The sequence below is a fragment of the Quisquiliibacterium transsilvanicum genome, from assembly GCF_014202215.1.
In the GTDB taxonomy this organism is placed as follows: domain Bacteria; phylum Pseudomonadota; class Gammaproteobacteria; order Burkholderiales; family Burkholderiaceae_E; genus Quisquiliibacterium; species Quisquiliibacterium transsilvanicum.
Genome location: NZ_JACHGB010000007.1, coordinates 190,725 through 206,345, shown reverse-complemented (window position 1 = coordinate 206,345; position 15,621 = coordinate 190,725). Strand labels below are relative to the sequence as shown.

9 protein-coding genes and 2 pseudogenes are annotated in these 15,621 nt (G+C 71.0%); 6 read left to right on the top strand and 5 right to left on the bottom strand.

Annotated elements, in window-relative coordinates:
* Nucleotides 1-9: 9 nt before the first annotated feature.
* Nucleotides 10-1,278 carry an acetyl-CoA hydrolase/transferase family protein gene (locus HNQ70_RS17920; protein WP_183970336.1) on the bottom strand — a complete coding sequence of 423 codons (1,269 nt, stop codon included), beginning with the start codon at nucleotides 1,276-1,278 and terminating at the stop codon, nucleotides 10-12.
* An 84-nt stretch (nucleotides 1,279-1,362) separates the two neighbouring features.
* Between HNQ70_RS17920 and HNQ70_RS17915 the strand changes: the two genes are divergently transcribed.
* Together HNQ70_RS17915 and HNQ70_RS17910 are read left to right on the top strand one after the other, a co-directional pair.
* Nucleotides 1,363-2,676 (top strand): CaiB/BaiF CoA transferase family protein, encoded by a 1,314-nt coding sequence (locus tag HNQ70_RS17915; protein ID WP_183970334.1) that lies wholly within the window; start codon nucleotides 1,363-1,365, stop codon nucleotides 2,674-2,676.
* On the top strand, nucleotides 2,673-3,566 hold the full coding sequence (locus HNQ70_RS17910) for a universal stress protein (protein ID WP_183970332.1): 894 nt from the start codon (nucleotides 2,673-2,675) through the stop codon (nucleotides 3,564-3,566). The genes HNQ70_RS17915 and HNQ70_RS17910 overlap by 4 nt, the downstream gene beginning before the upstream one ends.
* Before the next feature lie 54 nt (nucleotides 3,567-3,620).
* Here HNQ70_RS17910 and HNQ70_RS17905 read toward each other — a convergent pair whose 3' ends face one another.
* Nucleotides 3,621-4,457: a crotonase/enoyl-CoA hydratase family protein gene (locus HNQ70_RS17905; RefSeq protein WP_183970330.1), complete on the bottom strand. Its 837-nt coding sequence runs from the start codon at nucleotides 4,455-4,457 to the stop codon at nucleotides 3,621-3,623.
* Between the two features lie 102 nt (nucleotides 4,458-4,559).
* Nucleotides 4,560-5,783 carry an ABC transporter substrate-binding protein gene (locus HNQ70_RS17900; protein ID WP_183970328.1) on the bottom strand — a complete coding sequence of 408 codons (1,224 nt, stop codon included), beginning with the start codon at nucleotides 5,781-5,783 and terminating at the stop codon, nucleotides 4,560-4,562.
* A gap of 203 nt (nucleotides 5,784-5,986) precedes the next feature.
* Here HNQ70_RS17900 and HNQ70_RS17895 point away from each other — a divergent pair, with 203 nt between their 5' ends.
* Both HNQ70_RS17895 and HNQ70_RS17890 read left to right on the top strand, forming a co-directional pair.
* Nucleotides 5,987-6,658 (top strand): nitroreductase, encoded by a 672-nt coding sequence (locus HNQ70_RS17895; RefSeq protein ID WP_183970326.1) that lies wholly within the window; start codon nucleotides 5,987-5,989, stop codon nucleotides 6,656-6,658.
* A 38-nt stretch (nucleotides 6,659-6,696) separates the two neighbouring features.
* Nucleotides 6,697-7,668: pseudogene (locus HNQ70_RS17890) on the top strand (acyltransferase family protein); the annotation flags it as partial.
* 52 nt (nucleotides 7,669-7,720) lie between these two features.
* Here HNQ70_RS17890 and HNQ70_RS17885 read toward each other — a convergent pair.
* On the bottom strand, nucleotides 7,721-8,191 hold the full coding sequence (locus tag HNQ70_RS17885) for a cyanophycin metabolism-associated DUF1854 family protein (RefSeq protein ID WP_183970324.1): 471 nt from the start codon (nucleotides 8,189-8,191) through the stop codon (nucleotides 7,721-7,723).
* A gap of 10 nt (nucleotides 8,192-8,201) precedes the next feature.
* Nucleotides 8,202-10,487 carry a cyanophycin metabolism-associated ABC transporter gene (locus HNQ70_RS17880; RefSeq protein WP_343060829.1) on the bottom strand — a complete coding sequence of 762 codons (2,286 nt, stop codon included), beginning with the start codon at nucleotides 10,485-10,487 and terminating at the stop codon, nucleotides 8,202-8,204.
* Nucleotides 10,488-10,753: 266 nt separating this feature from the next.
* Between HNQ70_RS17880 and HNQ70_RS17875 the strand changes: the two are divergent.
* Both HNQ70_RS17875 and cphA read left to right on the top strand, forming a co-directional pair.
* Nucleotides 10,754-12,910 (top strand): annotated as a pseudogene (locus HNQ70_RS17875) (cyanophycin synthetase); the annotation flags it as partial.
* Between the two features lie 104 nt (nucleotides 12,911-13,014).
* Nucleotides 13,015-15,606 (top strand): cyanophycin synthetase, encoded by a 2,592-nt coding sequence (cphA, locus tag HNQ70_RS17870; RefSeq protein ID WP_183970320.1) that lies wholly within the window; start codon nucleotides 13,015-13,017, stop codon nucleotides 15,604-15,606.
* Nucleotides 15,607-15,621: the final 15 nt, after the last annotated feature.

Here is a 15,621-nt window from a genome sequence, read left to right as displayed (position 1 = left end):
TGCGGGTGTTCAGATGCCCAGGCCCGCGTGCGCCTCGCGCTCGAGCTGTTCGCGGTGCGCCGGCGCGGCGATGGCGATCATCCGGGCGACGCGCTGGCGCAGCGTGAGGCCGCGCAGGTCGGCAGCGCCGTGCTCGGTGACCACGATGCCGGCGTCGCTGCGCGGCGTGCTGACCGTGGCCGCGCCGATGCGCGCGACGATCCGGCTGTTCGCGCCTGCGGTCGACGGCAGCGCGACGATCGGCAGCCCGCCGGGCGAACGCCGCGCGGCGCGCAGGAAGTCGAGCGCACCGCCCACCGCGCCCACGTAGGTGCCCCCGACCAGCTCGGCATTGACCTGGCCGGTGAGGTCCACCTCGACCGCGGAATTCAGCGCAGCGAAGCGCTCGACGCGCGCCAGCACGTCGGCGCCGTGCGTGTAGTCGGTGCCGCGGAACTGCACCAGCGGATTGCGGTGCACGAACGCATGGGCGCGCCGGCTGCCCATCACCATTCCGGTGACGATCACGCCGGGATCGATCGACTTGCGCGCGTTGGTGATGACGCCGGCCTCCACCAGCCGGGCCACCCCGTCGCCGATGGTGCCCGAGTGCACGCCGAGGTCGCGGTGGCCGCCGAGCCGGCTCAGGATGGCCTCGGGAATGGCGCCCAGGCCGAACTGAAGCGTGGCCCCGTCCGGGATCAGCCCGGCGACGTGGGCGGCGATCGCGTCCTCGACCGGGCCGGGCTCGACCTTCGGACTCTCGAGCGGCGGGCGCGAAGTGCGCACCACCGCGGCGAGATCCTCCTCGCGCAGGTGGCGCTCGCCGTGGGTCCAGGGGCACTGGTCGTTGACTTCGGCAATGATGGTGCGCGCCTTGCCGATGGCGGCAACCAGATACTCGTGCGCAAGCCCCAGGCTGTAGCGGCCCTGCTCGTCCGGCGGCGCCAGCTGCAGCATCAGCACGTCCACTTTCAGCGCCCCGCTGCGGATCATCGGCGGGAACTCGGAGTAATGGCAGGGCAGGATGTCGAGCACGCCGGCCTTGGCCAGCGCGCGGTTGCGGCCGGTGCCGCAATAGGAGACGAAGTCGATGCAGTCGGCCTGTTCGGGCGCCAGCGCATCGGACAGCGCGATGCCGGGAAAAACGGTGAAGCGGCCGCCCACCGCGGCGCGCTGCGCGGCGAGCGCGCGGGTCAGCACGACGGGCTCGGCGTCGGCCTGGCTCCAGAGGACGGTGTCGCCGGGTCGGATCAGCCCGGACAGGTCCGGGGCATCGGGGTTCAGTTGTCTGGTCATGGCGATGTGTATTGTCCACGGAAACGGCCCATGATCGGACCGCCCGACTGGACAGCTCGCATCCCCGGCAAGGATGATTCGCGAATGAGCACCTCCCAAGCCCCCATCGGCGGCGCCCTCGCGGGCGTGCGCATCGTCGACCTCACCGCGGTCATCTTCGGCCCCTACTGCACCCAGATCCTCGCGGACTACGGCGCGGACGTCATCAAGGTGGAGGCCCCGGAGGGCGACACCACGCGCTGGACCGGGCCCTCTCTGGACCATGGCCGCGCGGCGATCTTCCTGGCTGCGAACCGTAACAAGCGCAGCGTGGTGCTCGACCTCAAGCAGCCGGCAGCCCGCGAAGCGCTGCTGGCGCTGGTCGACACCGCGGACGTGTTCGTGCACAGCGTGCGCCCGCAGAAGCTCGAGAAGCTGGGGCTGGGCCCGGCGGCGCTGATGGCGCGCAACCCGCGCCTCATCTATGCGGGGCTGCACGGCTTCGGCTCGGATGGCCCCTACGCGGGCCAGCCCGCCTATGACGACATCATCCAGGGCCTGTCCGGCGTGGCCGACCTGATGGAGCGCCAGACCGGCACGCCGCGCTACTTCCCCACCATCGCCGCGGACAAGGCCTGCGGCCAGGTGGCGGCGCACGCCGTGCTGGCGGCGCTGTTCCAGCGCGAGCGCACCGGCCGCGGGCAGTGCGTCGAGGTGCCGATGTTCGAGAGCATGACCTCGTTCATGCTGCTCGAGCATTTCTACGGCCGGCACCTGGCGCGGGAAGGGGAACCCGACCCGGCGCCAGGCCCGGCGCGCGGCGCGGACGGCGACGGCGACGGCGACGCAGCGCAGGCGCACAGCGCCGGCTACCCGCGCCTGCTCACGCCCTGGCGCCGGCCGCAGCGCACCGCTGACGGCCATGTCTGCATCCTTCCCTACACCACCGCGCACTGGCAGCTGTTCTTCGAGCACACCGGCCACCCCGAGCTGGCCAGCGACCCGCGCTTCCAGGACATCGCCTCGCGCACCCGGCACATCGCCGAGCTCTACGAGATCGCCGGCGAGATCGTCGCCCACCGCGACACCGCCTGGTGGCTGGAGCTGTGCAAGCGGCTGGAGATCCCTGCCGCGCCGGTCAACCGGCTGGAGGACATGGAGCACGACCCGCACCTGAAGGCGGTCGGGCTGTTTCCGACGGTGCATGGCGACGACGGCAGCGCCTGCCGGCTGGTGCGCAACCCGGTGCGCCTGGCCGACAGCGAGGTGCCGATGCGCATGCCGCCGTCGCTGGGCGAGCACACGCTCGAAGTGCTGGCCGAGGCCGGCCTGGATGCAGAGGCGATCCGGCGCCTGGTCGGCAGCGGCGCCGCCCGCACACACGCCGGCGGCTCCGGCGGCCCGGAGCAGGACCGATGACCGCGCCGCAGCCGCTGTCCGTCCTGGTCGCCACCGACTTCTCCGAGGACGCCGGGCATGCGGTGGCGCGGGCGGCGATGCTCGCCGCGGGGCTGCCGGCGCGGCTGTCGCTGCTGCACGTGGTCAGCGCGCCGATGCTGGGCGCACTGCGCGCGATGTTCGGCGGCAGCGACCGGCAGGACACCGAGGGCCGGATGATCGAGGAGACCCGACAGTCGCTGCGGTCGCTGGCCACGATGCTCGGCAACCTGGACGGCGAGATCGCCTGCGAAGTCCGAGTGGGGAAGATCGTGGACGAGGTGCTGGCAGCCGCCGCCCAGCACGACCTGCTGGTGCTCGGCCCGCGTGGTTCGAACCCGCTGCGCGATCTCATCCTGGGCACCACTGCCGAACGGATCCTGGCGAAGTCGACGCGGCCCATCCTGGTGGCGAGGCAGCCGGCGCGCGAGCCCTACCGGCAGGTGGCGGTGGCAATGGACTTTTCGCCGGATTCGGTGGCCGCGCTGCGCGCAGCGGCGCGGCTGGCGCCGGGCGCCGAACTGGCCGCGGTGCATGCCTTCGACCTGCCCTTCGAGGGCAAGCTGCTGGCCGCCGGCATCCGCGACGACGAGATCCAGCACTACCGCGCGCAGGCGCGCCTGGATGCGATGCGCGGCATCGAGCGCGCCGCCGTCGAGGCGGGGCTCGACCCGATGCGGATCTCGCGCGTGGTCCAGCAGGGCCATGCCGGCCGGACCGTGCTCGAGCAGGCCGAGCACCTGGGCGCCGACCTGATCGTGCTCGGCAAGCACGGCGAGTCGGGGCTGGAGGAAATGATGCTGGGCAGCGTCACGCGGCACGTCCTGTCGGACGCCAGGTGCGACGTGCTGGTGGCCCGGCGCGAGCAGTGATCCGGTGCAGCCGGGCCACCGGCTGCACCGGACGGTCAGGCCTGGCGCGGCGGATCAGCCCGCCACCGGGTCGCTGAAGTTCGGCGCGCGCTTCTCCAGCTGGGCCTTGACCGCCTCGACCTGGTTCGGGCTGCCGATCAGCTTCGTCTGCTCGACCGACTCGGCCATCAGCAGCGCCGCTGCATCCTCGGCCATCGCCGCGTTGAGCAGGCGCTTGTCGGCACGGATGGCATCCGGGTTCCTGCCCGCGACCTCGCGCGCGAAGGCCATCGCCTCGGCGTAGGGGTCGGCGCAGACGCGCGTGGCGAACCCGAGCTGCAGCGCCTCCTCGCCGGAGAAGATCCGGCCGCTGTAGGTGAGCTCGCGGACCACGTCGTTGCGGGCCAGCTCGCGCATCAGCGCAATGCCGGCCATGTCGGGCACCAGACCCCACTTGATCTCCATCACCGACATCTTCAGGTCGGCAGTGACGAAGCGGATGTCCGCGCCCAGCGCAAGCTGGAAACCGCCGCCGAAGGAGACGCCGTGGACCGCAGCGATCACCGGCACCGGCACCTCGCGCCAGACCATGGCGACCTGCTGCGCGGCATTGGAGATGCCGTGCGAGCGGGCGGTGAGCCGGTCGATGGGGTCGGCGGCGTTGCCGGTCGAGCTCTTGCCCTCAGCCATGTTGCCGAAGCGGCCCATGTCCAGGCCGGCGCAGAAGGCGCGGCCCTCGCCGCACAGCACCACTGCGCGCACGCGGGGGTCGCGCGCCACCTGCTCGCCAGCGGCGACGATGCCGGTGAACATCGCGGCGTCGAGCGCATTCATCTTGTCGGGACGGTTCAGCCGCACCTCGGCCACGCCGTCGGCGCCGACGGTGACCCTGACCCGTTCGTTCGTCGTCATCTGTCCTGCTCCTTCAGTTCGCGGGGAATCGCATTGTGACGCGGACCGGACCGGCGGCAACGCAGGGGCTCAGCCGCCGGTCCGGATTCGGGCGAGCCGGGCTCAGCGGCCCAGGACGGGTCCCATCGGTTCGTAGGTCTTGCCGTTGAAGCGCACCGGCTGCATCCGCTCGATCGGGTAGTAGTCGTCCGCGGCCGTCTTCAGGTTGATGCCCGGATACAGCATCGGAAGCTGCAGGTCGAGGCCGGCTGCGATCTTCATCACGTTCGCGCGGGTCAGGTTGTCACCCGCGCGCTCGAGCACCTTGTGCAGCGTCTGCGCGCTCGAGTAGCCGATCACATTGAGCGAATCGCCCGGGTTGCCCGCCGCGTAGTACTTCTGGATCCAGGCCCGGTAGTCGGCGACTTCCTTGGTGTCCTTGAAGCGCGGATCGTTCGGATCGCGCAGGTACACGCTGGTGATCACGCCGGAGGCGTTGTCCAGGCCCGCCGGCGTCAGCACCGACTGGATCGACTGCGACACGCTGGACAGGTAGTGCACCGGCTTCCAGCCGATCTCCGGCAGCTTCTTGATGATCATCGCCGCGAACTTGGGCGTCGACAGGTTGACGAACACGTCGGCGCCGGTGCCCTTGAGCATCGTCAGCTGGCTGTCGACCGTCGGATCGGTGACCTCGTAGCTGAGCTGCGAGACGACCATGGTCTTGACCTTGTCGCCCAGCCCGTCGAGCACGCCCTTGAGGTTGTCCTTGCCGAAGTCGTCGTTCTGATAAAGGATCGCGATCTTCGCGTTCGGGTGGTTCTTCAGGATGTGCTCGGCGTAGATCTTGCCCTCGGCCTGGTAGGTGGGCTGCCAGCCCATGGTCCAGGGGAAATTCTTGTAGTCGCCCCAACGCGTGGCGCCGGTGGCCAGGAACAGGTGCGGCACCTTCTTCGCGTTCATGTACTTGACGATCGCGGTGTTCTGGCCGGTGCCCAGCGGCGCGAACAGCAGGAAGATCTCGTCCTGTTCGACCAGCTTGCGCGCCACCTCGACCGTCTTGGCCGGGTTGTAGGCGTCGTCCAGCGAGAGCACCTCGACCTTGCGGCCGTTGATGCCGCCTTCCTCGTTGACCTTGGCGAAGTAGGCGACGATGGACTTGCCGATCGTGCCGTAGGCAGAGACCGGACCCGAGTAGGGAACGATGTGGCCGATCTTGATGGTCTTGTCGGTGGCGCCGGTGTCGTACTTCTTCTGCGCCAGCGCGCCGGTGGAGAAGCCGGCGAGCGCTGCGGCGGCGGCCGCGCCGGCGATCGCCGTGCGGCGGGTGATCTTCTTGAAGTGCATGCGGACCCTCTGTCTGTTTTTTGGAGGAGAGCGTGCCGCGAACTCGGTGCCCGCGGCGCGCGCGAGATGATAAGCCACCGCCGCGGCGGTTTCCGGAACGCCCGGGCATTCCGGAACGCGCAAGGTACCGGGCCGCAGGCCCGGCCGCCCCGACGGTGCTAGGCTGCGCGGTTGTCCAGAATTCGACCCAAGGAGAGGAACGCATGGATCTCGTCGAGGCCATCAACAGCCGCCGCTCGGTGCGCGGCTTCCTGAACACCCCGGTGCCCACGGAAACCATCCGCCGTGTGCTCGCGATCGCCTCGCGCGCGCCCTCGGGCGGCAACGTCCAGCCCTGGCAGATCCAGGTCGTGGCCGGCGAGCCGCTGGCCCAGCTCAAGGCGACCATGCTGAAGAAGGTCGAGGAGCTGCCGGGCGGCGACGGCAGCGAATACGACATCTACCCGAAGGAACTGGTGTCGCCCCACCGCGACTACCGCTTCAAGCTCGGCGAGGACATGTACGCCCAGATCGGCATTCCGCGCGAGGACAAGGCGGGGCGCAAGCGCTGGTTCGCGCGCAACTTCCAGTTCTTCGGTGCGCCGATGGCACTGTTCTGCACGATCGACCGCCGCATGGGGCCGCCGCAGTGGTCGGACTGCGGGATGTTCCTGCAGACCGTGATGCTGATGCTGCGCGCCGAGGGCCTGGACAGCTGCCCGCAGGAGTGCTGGGCGATCTACCCCAAGACCATCGGCGAGTTCCTGGAGCTGCCGCCCGAGCAGATGCTGTTCTGCGGCATGGCGATCGGCCAGGCGGATCCGGGCGAACCGGCGAACAGGCTGTACGCCGACCGGGCGCCGCTGGAGGCCTTCACGAAGTTCCGCGGTCTTTGATCCGCTGACCGGCTGATTCTCGCAGCGCGGACGATCGGATGAGCATCTCGCCGGCGGCGTCGCGGATGCCGCTGATCGACGCGCTGCGGGCGGTGGCGTCGCAGCTCATCGTGCTGCACCATCTCGCGTTCTACGGCCCGATGTCGGACGCGGTGGAGGGGCTGGCGCCCGCGGTCTTCGCCTGGCTGTCGGAGCATGCACGGGTGGCGGTGCAGGCCTTCCTGGTCTGCGGCGGCTTCATGGCCGCGCGCACGCTGGCCCCGGCCGGCGCACCGGAGTTCGGACCACCGGGCCCGCTGCTGCTGCGACGCTACCTGCGGCTGGCGCCGCCGCTGATGGCCGCGATCATGCTGGCCGTCGTGCTGTCGGCGCTCGCCAGCTGGCTGAACCCCAACCCGGCGATCCCCCTGGCGCCGAGCCCGGGCCAGTTGCTCGCGCACCTGCTGCTGCTGCAGGACGTGCTCGGCATCGACGCGCTGTCGGCAGGCGTCTGGTACGTGGCCATCGACTTCCAGCTGTTCGCGCTGACGCTCGGACTGCTCTGGCTCGCCCGCGGCGCGGGGTCGCCGGCACGGCCGCTGGCGATCTCGCTGGTCGCCGGGCTGGGCCTGGCCTCGCTGTTCGTCTTCAACCGGCTGCCGGAGCTGGACGCGTGGGCGCCCTATTTTTTCGGCGCGTACGCGCTGGGCGCCTGCGCCTGGTGGGCCGGCCGCCCCGGTGCCCGCATCCACGGACTGGCGGCGCTCGCGCTGGCCGGCGCGGCGGCGCTGGCGCTGGACTGGCGGCTGCGAATCGCGGTGGCGCTGGCCGTTGCGCTCGTGCTGGGCATCGCGCGGCGCACCCGCCTGCTGGAGCGCTGGCCTCGCTCTGCCCTGCTGGCCTGGCTCGGCAGAATCTCGTACTCGGTGTTCCTGGTGCACTTCCCGATCAGCATCGCAATCGGGGCGCTGGTGTGGCGGATCTTCCCCGGCCAGCCGCTGGCCAATGCGGCCGGGCTGCTGGCGGCCTGGGCAGCCTGCGTGGCGGGCGGCGCGCTGTTCCACCGCCACGTCGAACTGCGCTTCACAGGAAGCGGTCGAGCAGCTTCCGGCTCCGCCGGTCCAGCGCCTGCGGATCTCGGATCAGGTACTGGATTCCGTGCGCATCTGCGACCAGCAGCGCCGGGGGCGGCAGGCGCCGGATCGACTCCTCGCCCCTGAGCAGGAAGCGGGTCGGCCCGCGGTCGGTCTCCACCTCCCAGGTGCATGGGGTGACGAAGCCCGACACGTCCGCGATGCGCCGGATCTCGGGCATGAACTCGCGGCTGGCAAGCTCCTCCTCGATCAGCGCGCGGGTGGCCGGCGCCAGGTCCGACAGTCGATCCACCCAGGCGAGCTCGTGGCCATGCGAGCCCACCAGGGCCAGACCGTCGTCGGGCGCGCCGATCGGAAACGCGCGCACCGGCACGACGGCCTCGTGGACGCTTCCGTCCGGCATCTCGAGCACCAGCCGGCCGAAGGAGTTGCGGGTCAGGCGGAATGCGTGGGCGGTCATCTCGGGTTCCTCAGCTTTCGGCAGTGCGGACCGCGCCGGCAGTGGCCGCCGCGGCGATGACCCCTGCGCCCTCGGTCTGGGCGCCGGCCCAGCCGTCCTCGGTGTCGACGTTGCGCGCCTGCGCCTGGTACAGGCGGAAGTAGGCGCCCTCGCGGGCCATCAGCTCGTCGTGCCCGCCGACCTCGACGACCTGGCCGCGATCCATCACCACCAGCCGGTCGGCCTTGCGCAGCGTGGACAGGCGGTGCGCGATCGCGATCGTCGTGCGCCCGCGCACCAGGTTGTCCAGCGCCTTCTGGATTTCCTTCTCGGTCTCGGTGTCCACCGAGGAAGTGGCCTCGTCCAGGATCAGGATGCGCGGGTCGATCAGCAGCGCCCGCGCGATCGAGATCCGCTGGCGCTCGCCACCCGACAGCGCCTGGCCGCGCTCGCCCACCAGCGAGTCGTAGCCATGCGGCAGGCGCAGGATGAAGTCGTGCGCATGGGCGGCGCGCGCCGCCGCGACGATCTCGGCGCGGGTGGCCTCCGGCCGGCCATAGGCGATGTTCTCGGCGATGGTGCCGAAGAACAGGAAGGGCTCCTGCAGCACCAGGCCGATGTTGCGCCGGTAGTCGGCGACCGCCAGCGAGCGGATGTCATGGCCGTCGACCGAGATCGAGCCGTCGGCGACGTCGTAGAAGCGGCAGAGCAGGTTGACCATCGTGCTCTTGCCGGAGCCGCTGTGGCCGACCAGGCCCACCATCTCGCCCGGCGCGATGTCCAGGTCCAGGTTGCGGATGACGGCCCGGTTGCCGTAGCGAAAGCCCACCGAACGCATCCGGATGCCGCCCTCCAGCCGTCCGACCCTGACCGGGTTGGCGGCGTCGGGCACGCTGGAGACGTGATCGAGGATGTCGAAGATCCGCTTGGCGCCGGCCGCCGCCTTCTGTGTGAAGGACACGATCCGGCTCATCGAATCGAGCCGGGTGTAGAAGCGGCCGATGTACGCGAGGAATGCGGTGAGCACGCCCACGGTGACGTTCTGGTTGGCCACCTGCCAGATGCCGAAGGCCCACACCAACAGCAGTCCGATCTCGGTGAGCAGCCCCACCGTGGGCGAGAACATCGACCAGACCCGGTTGACCCGGTCGTTCACCGTCAGGTTGTGCCGGTTGGCCTCCCGGAAGCGCGCGGCCTCCCGCTTTTCCTGCGCGAAGGCCTTGACCACGCGGATGCCGGGAATGGTGTCGGCCAGCACGTTGGTGACCTCGCCCCAGATCCGGTCGACCTTCTCGAAGCCGTGCCGCAGCCGGTCGCGCACCAGGTGGATCATCCAGACGATGAAGGGCAGCGGCAGCAGCGTCGCCAGCGCCAGCCCGGGGTCGATCGAGAACAGGATCGCCGCGGTCATCACGATCATCAGCACGTCGGTGGCGAAATCGAGCAGGTGCAGCGACAGGAACAGGCAGATCCGGTCGGTCTCGGAGCCGATCCGCGCCATCAGGTCGCCGGTGCGCTTGCCGCCGAAGTACTCCAGCGACAGCCCCAGCAGGTGCTCGTAGGTGGCGGTGCGCAGGTCGGCGCCGATCCGCTCGCTGACCACTGCGAGCAGCCAGGTGCGGGCCCAGCCCAGTCCCCAGGCCAGCAGCGCCGCCGCCAGCAGCCCGCCCAGGTACATCCGGACCAGGTCGACGTCGATCGGCACCCCCTGCTGGAAGGGAATCAGCACGTCGTCGATCAGCGGCATGGTCAGATAAGGTGGCACCAGCGTGGCCGCGGTCGAGGCCAGGGTCAGCAGGAAGCCCGCCAGCAGGCGGCCCCGGTAGGGGCGGGCGAAGCGCCAGAGCCGCAGCAGCGTCCAGGTCGACGGCGGCTTCTCCTGCTCCTCGCCGGAGCAGGCAGGGCAGTCGTACTCGCCCGGGGGAATCGGCAGATGGCAGCGCGGGCAGGTTGCCGCCTCGACAGGCTGCGCCCCGCCGGCCCCGGGCTCCGGACCGGCCTGGAATCGGTCGACCAGCCGCAGCGCGGCGCCGTCATGCTCGAGGGTGTAGCGCCAGCGCGCCAGCCGCTCGCCCGGCCCGGCGAGCTCGATGCAGCCCACGCCCGCATGGTCGCTGCGGTGCAGCGAAAGTCCGTCGCGCCAGGCCCATTCGCGCCAGCCCCCGGTCTCGTCCGTCCAGGCGAGAAGGCGCCGACTGGTCAGCCCCAGCAGCCCGGCGCTGTAACGCAGGTGGGCGTCCAGGTCGACCGGGACCGTGGCGAGCAGTTCCTCGCCCGGGCCAAGCCGGGCCGGGAGTTCACGTTGCAGCCGGTCGATCGTGGCGGCCCGGGCCGCCGGGGTGCCGCGATCCTCGCCGGCGTCCTGGGGGGTGCTGCCGGACCCCGGCAGGGGTCGGAGGGATGTGTTCAAGCGATGGTCCGGAGGGCTGGAGGCCCGGTTGGAAAGGATTCTGTGCCTTTTCAACGCGCGGCCGGCGAAAACGATGACCGGCGGCGGTAAACCGTTTCGCCGCTGCCGCGTTTGAGTTCCACCGAAACCCGCAGAAGCCAGCCATGCTCGCACCCCTTCCTCGCGCGGCCGTCATGAAGAAAGACATCGAGATCCTTGGCATCACGCACCTGCGCGGGCCGAACCTGTGGACCTACGTCCCGGCACTCGAGGTGCTGATCGACATCGGCGAGCTGGAGGATTTCCCGTCGAACCTGATCCCCGGCCTGTATGGGCGGCTGTCGGCCTGGCTTCCCGGACTGGTCGAGCACCGCTGCAGCTACGACGAGCGCGGCGGCTTCCTGCGCAGACTCGAGGAAGGCACCTGGCCCGGGCACATCCTGGAGCACGTCACGCTGGAACTGCAGACGCTGGCAGGCTTGCCGGGCGGCTTCGGCCGGGCTCGCGAAACCTCCACCCGCGGCGTCTACAAGGTGGTGATCCACGCGCACCACGAGGACATCACCCGCGCCGCGGTGCTGTCCGGGCGCGACCTGCTGATGGCCGCGATCGAGGATCGCCCGTACGACCTGGACGCGGCGGTCAGCGAGCTGCGCGACCTGGTCGACCGGCGCTGGCTCGGACCGAGCACCGCCTGCATCGTCGAGGCCGCCGAGGCGAGGAAGATCCCCTTCGTGCGCCTGAACGACGGCAACCTGGTGCAGCTGGGCTATGGCGCCCGGCAGCGCAGGATCTGGACCGCCGAGACCGACAGCACCAGCGCCATCGCCGAGGGCATCTCGCGCGACAAGGACCTGACCAAGCAGCTGCTGTCCTCCTGCGGCATCCCGGTACCCGAAGGCCGGCTGGTGAAGGACGCCGCCGACGCCTGGGAGGCCGCCTGCGAGATCGGCCTGCCGGTCGTGATCAAGCCCTACGACGGCAATCACGGCCGCGGCGTGTTCACCAACCTGTCGACCCGCGAGGCCGTCGAGGCCGCCTGGACGGTGGCCCGCGACGAAGGCAGCGGCGTCATCGTCGAGCGCTTCGTGCCGGGGCTGGAACACCGGCTGCTGGTGGTCGGCGGCAAGGTGGTCGCCGCCGCCCGCGGCGAGGCGGCCTGGATCACTGGCGACGGCCGCTCGACGATCCGCGAACTGATCGAGTCACAACTCAATACCGATCCGCGCCGCGGCAGCTCCGAGGACTTCCCGCTGAACCCGGTGCGGCTGGACTCGGCCGCCCGCCTCGAACTTTCCCAGCAGGGTTTCGACCCCGAGTCGGTGCCCGCCGACGGCCTGCCGGTGCTGATCCAGCGCAACGGCAACGTCGCCTTCGACGTCACCGACCTGGTCCATCCCAAGGTCGCCGCCCGCGTCGCGCTGGCCGCGCGCGTGGTGGGGCTGGACATCGCCGGCGTCGACGTCGTGGCCGAGGACATCTCGCGCCCGCTCGAGGAGCAGCGCGGCGCGATCGTCGAGGTCAACGCCGGTCCGGGCCTGCTGATGCACCTGAAGCCCGCCGAAGGCAGCCCGCGTCCGGTTGGCCAGGCGATCGTCGACAACCTGTTCCCTGAAGGCGACCTCGGCCGCATCCCGGTGGTCGGCATCACCGGCTCCAAGGGCAAGACCGGCGTCGCGCGGATCATCTCCTACCTGCTGCAGCTTGCCGGCCGGCAGGTCGGGCTGGCCTGCACCGACGGGCTGTTCTTCGACCGCCGCGCGATCGACCGTGAGGACGCCGCGCGCTTCGACGCCGCCCGGCGGGTGCTGGTCAACCGCAACGTGGAGGCTGCGGTGATCGAGAACGGGCCGCGCGCCATCGTCACCGAAGGCCTGGCCTACGATCGCTGCGCGGTGGGCGTGGTCACCAACATCGACCCGGACGCCGTCCTGCCCGAGCACTACATCGAGACGCCCCGCCATCTGTTCACCGTGATGCGCACCCAGATCGACGTGGTGCTGCCCGACGGCGTGGGCGTGCTCAACGCCCGGGACGAGCGGGTGGCCGAGATGGCCGAGTTGTGCGACGGCGAGGTGCTCTGGTTCTCCACCGATCCGGCGCTGCCGATCGTCATGGCGCATCGCGCAGCCGGCGGACGCGCGGTGCTGGTCAAGGACGGCTGGGTGACGCTGGCCACCGGCGCCGCTGAAATCCCGCTGGCGGCGGTCGACGCGATCCGCGCCGCCATCGGCGACGACGGGCTGCACATCGAGAACGTGCTTGCCGCCGCCGGTGCGGCCTGGGCCCTGGGCGTCGCTCCAGAGCTGATCCGTGCCGCCGTCGGGACCTATTCCGCCGAACGCGCCAACGGCAGCGCGCCGGCCTTCCGCTGAACGCTTCTTCGCCGCCACTCCCGGCGCCGCGCACTGCCGCGGCCCGGGGCGCAAACCCTGCTCCGCCTGGAGTCCTCCCGATGGAAATCTCCCGCATCCGCGCCCTGCGCGGCCCCAACCTCTGGAGCCGTCACACGGCGATCGAGGCGCTCGTCACCTGCGACGACGCGGAGCGCCTGCCCGCCGATCCAGCGGCCTTCGAGGCGCGCCTGCGGGCGCGCTTCCCGGGCATTGGCACGCTCCAGCCGATCGGCCGGCGCGAGCCGATGTCGATGGCGCACGCGCTGGCGCTGTCGGCGCTCGCGCTGCAGGCGCAGGCCGGCTGCCCGGTCTCCTTCAGCCGCACTTCGCAGACGGTGGACAGCGGAGTCTTCCAGGTGGTCGTCCAGTATTCGGAAGAGGCGGTCGGACGGCTGGCGCTGGAACTCGGCGCGGGGCTCTGCGAGGCCGCGCTGCACGATGCGCCCTATGACGCCGAGGCGGCGCTGGCGCGGCTGCGCGAACTGGACGAGGACGTCCGGCTCGGGCCGAGCACTGGCGCGATCGTCGACGCTGCGGTGGCCCGCGGCATCCCCTGCCGGCGCCTGACCGAGGGCAGCCTGGTGCAGTTCGGCTGGGGCAGCCGGCAACGAAGGATCCAGGCCGCCGAGATTGACCGCACCGGCGCGATCGCCGAGACCATCGCCCAGGACAAGGAGCTCACCAAGCAGCTGCTGGAGGCCGCCGGCGTGCCGGTGCCCCGCGGCCGGCCGGTGCATGACCTGGACGATGCATGGAAGGCGATGCGGGAGATCGGCCAGCCGGTGGTCGTGAAGCCACAGGACGGCAACCAGGGCAAGGGCGTGACGGTGAACGTCGACACCCGCGAGCACCTCGACATCGCCTACCGGGCCGCGGCCGAGATCAGCGACGACGTGATGGTGGAGCGCTTCATCCCGGGCCACGACTTCCGCCTGCTGGTGGTCGGCAAACATCTGGTGGCGGCGGCGCGGCGCGAGCCCCCGCATGTGATCGGCGACGGCGTGCACACGGTGCGCGAGCTGGTCGACCTCGTCAACACCGACCCGCGGCGCGGCGACGGCCACGCCACCTCGCTGACCAGGATCCGTTTCGACGAGATCGCGCTGGCGCGGCTCGCCGCGCAGGGCTACGACGCCGCATCGGTTCCTCCCGCAGGCACCCGGGTGGTGCTGCGCAACAACGCGAACCTCAGCACCGGCGGCACCGCCACCGACGTCACCGACGACGTCCATCCGATGGTGGCAGCGCGCGCGGTGGAGGCTGCACGGATGGTCGGTCTGGACATCTGCGGCGTCGACGTGGTCTGCGAGTCGGTGCTCCGGCCGCTCGAGGACCAGGGCGGCGGCATCGTCGAGGTGAACGCCGCGCCGGGACTGCGCATGCACCTCACCCCCTCCTTCGGCCGCGGCCGGCCGGTGGGCGAGGCGGTGATCGCGGAGATGTACCCGGACGGCGGCGACGGCCGGATCCCGGTGGTCGCGGTCACCGGCACCAACGGCAAGACCACCACGGTGCGGCTGATCGCCCACCTGCTCGAGGGCGACGGCAAGCGCGTGGGCATGACCAACACCGACGGCGTCTACGTCGCCGGCGAGCGGATCGACACCGGCGACTGCAGCGGGCCGCGCAGCGCGCGCAACGTGCTGATGCACCCGGATGTCGATGCCGCGGTGTTCGAGACTGCGCGCGGCGGCCTGCTGCGCGAAGGACTGGCCTTCGACCGCTGCCAGGTCGCGGTGGTCACCAACATCGGCCAGGGCGACCACCTGGGCCTGAACTACATCACCACCGTCGAGGATCTCGCGGTGCTCAAGCGGGTGGTGGTGCAGAACGTCGCCCCGGACGGCATGGCGGTGCTGAACGCGGCCGACCCGATCGTCGCCCGAATGGCCGAAGGCTGCCCCGGCGCGGTGACATTCTTCGCGGTCGACTGCAGCGGGCCCGTGATGGCCGGACACCGGGCACGCGGCAGGCGCGTCGTCTACGTCGACCGCGGCGCGATCGTCGCCGCCGAGGGCAAGTTCGAGCACCGCCTGCCACTGGCCGGCGTGCCGATCACCCGCAGCGGGACCATCGGCTTCCAGGTCGAGAACGCGATGGCTGCGGTCGGCGCCGGCTGGGCGCTCGGCCTGCCCTGGAGCATCATCGAGGCCGGTCTCGCGTCCTTCGTCAACGACGCCGGCAAGGTCCCGGGCCGCTTCAACGTGATGAACCACCGCGGCGCCACCGTGATCGCCGACTACGGCCACAATCCGGACGCGATCCTCGCGCTGGCGCGCGCGGTCGAGGCGATGCCCGCACAGCGGCGCAGCGTGGTCATCAGCGGCGCAGGCGACCGCCGCGACGAGGACATCCGCCAGCAGACCGAGATCCTCGGCCAGGTCTTCGACGACGTGATCCTCTACCAGGACCAGTGCCAGCGCGGCCGCGCCGACGGCGAAGTGCTCGCGCTGCTGCGCCAGGGGCTGGAAGGGGCCGCGCGCACCCGCTCGGTCCAGGAAGTGCATGGCGAATTCCTGGCGATCGACGTCGCGCTGGAGGCGCTGCGCCCCGGCGATCTCTGCCTGATCCTGATCGATCAGGTGGAAGAGGCGCTGGAGCACATCACCGCACGGATCGCGACCCATAACCCGGTGGCAGCGGCCGCCTGAAGCCGCTGCCCGGGG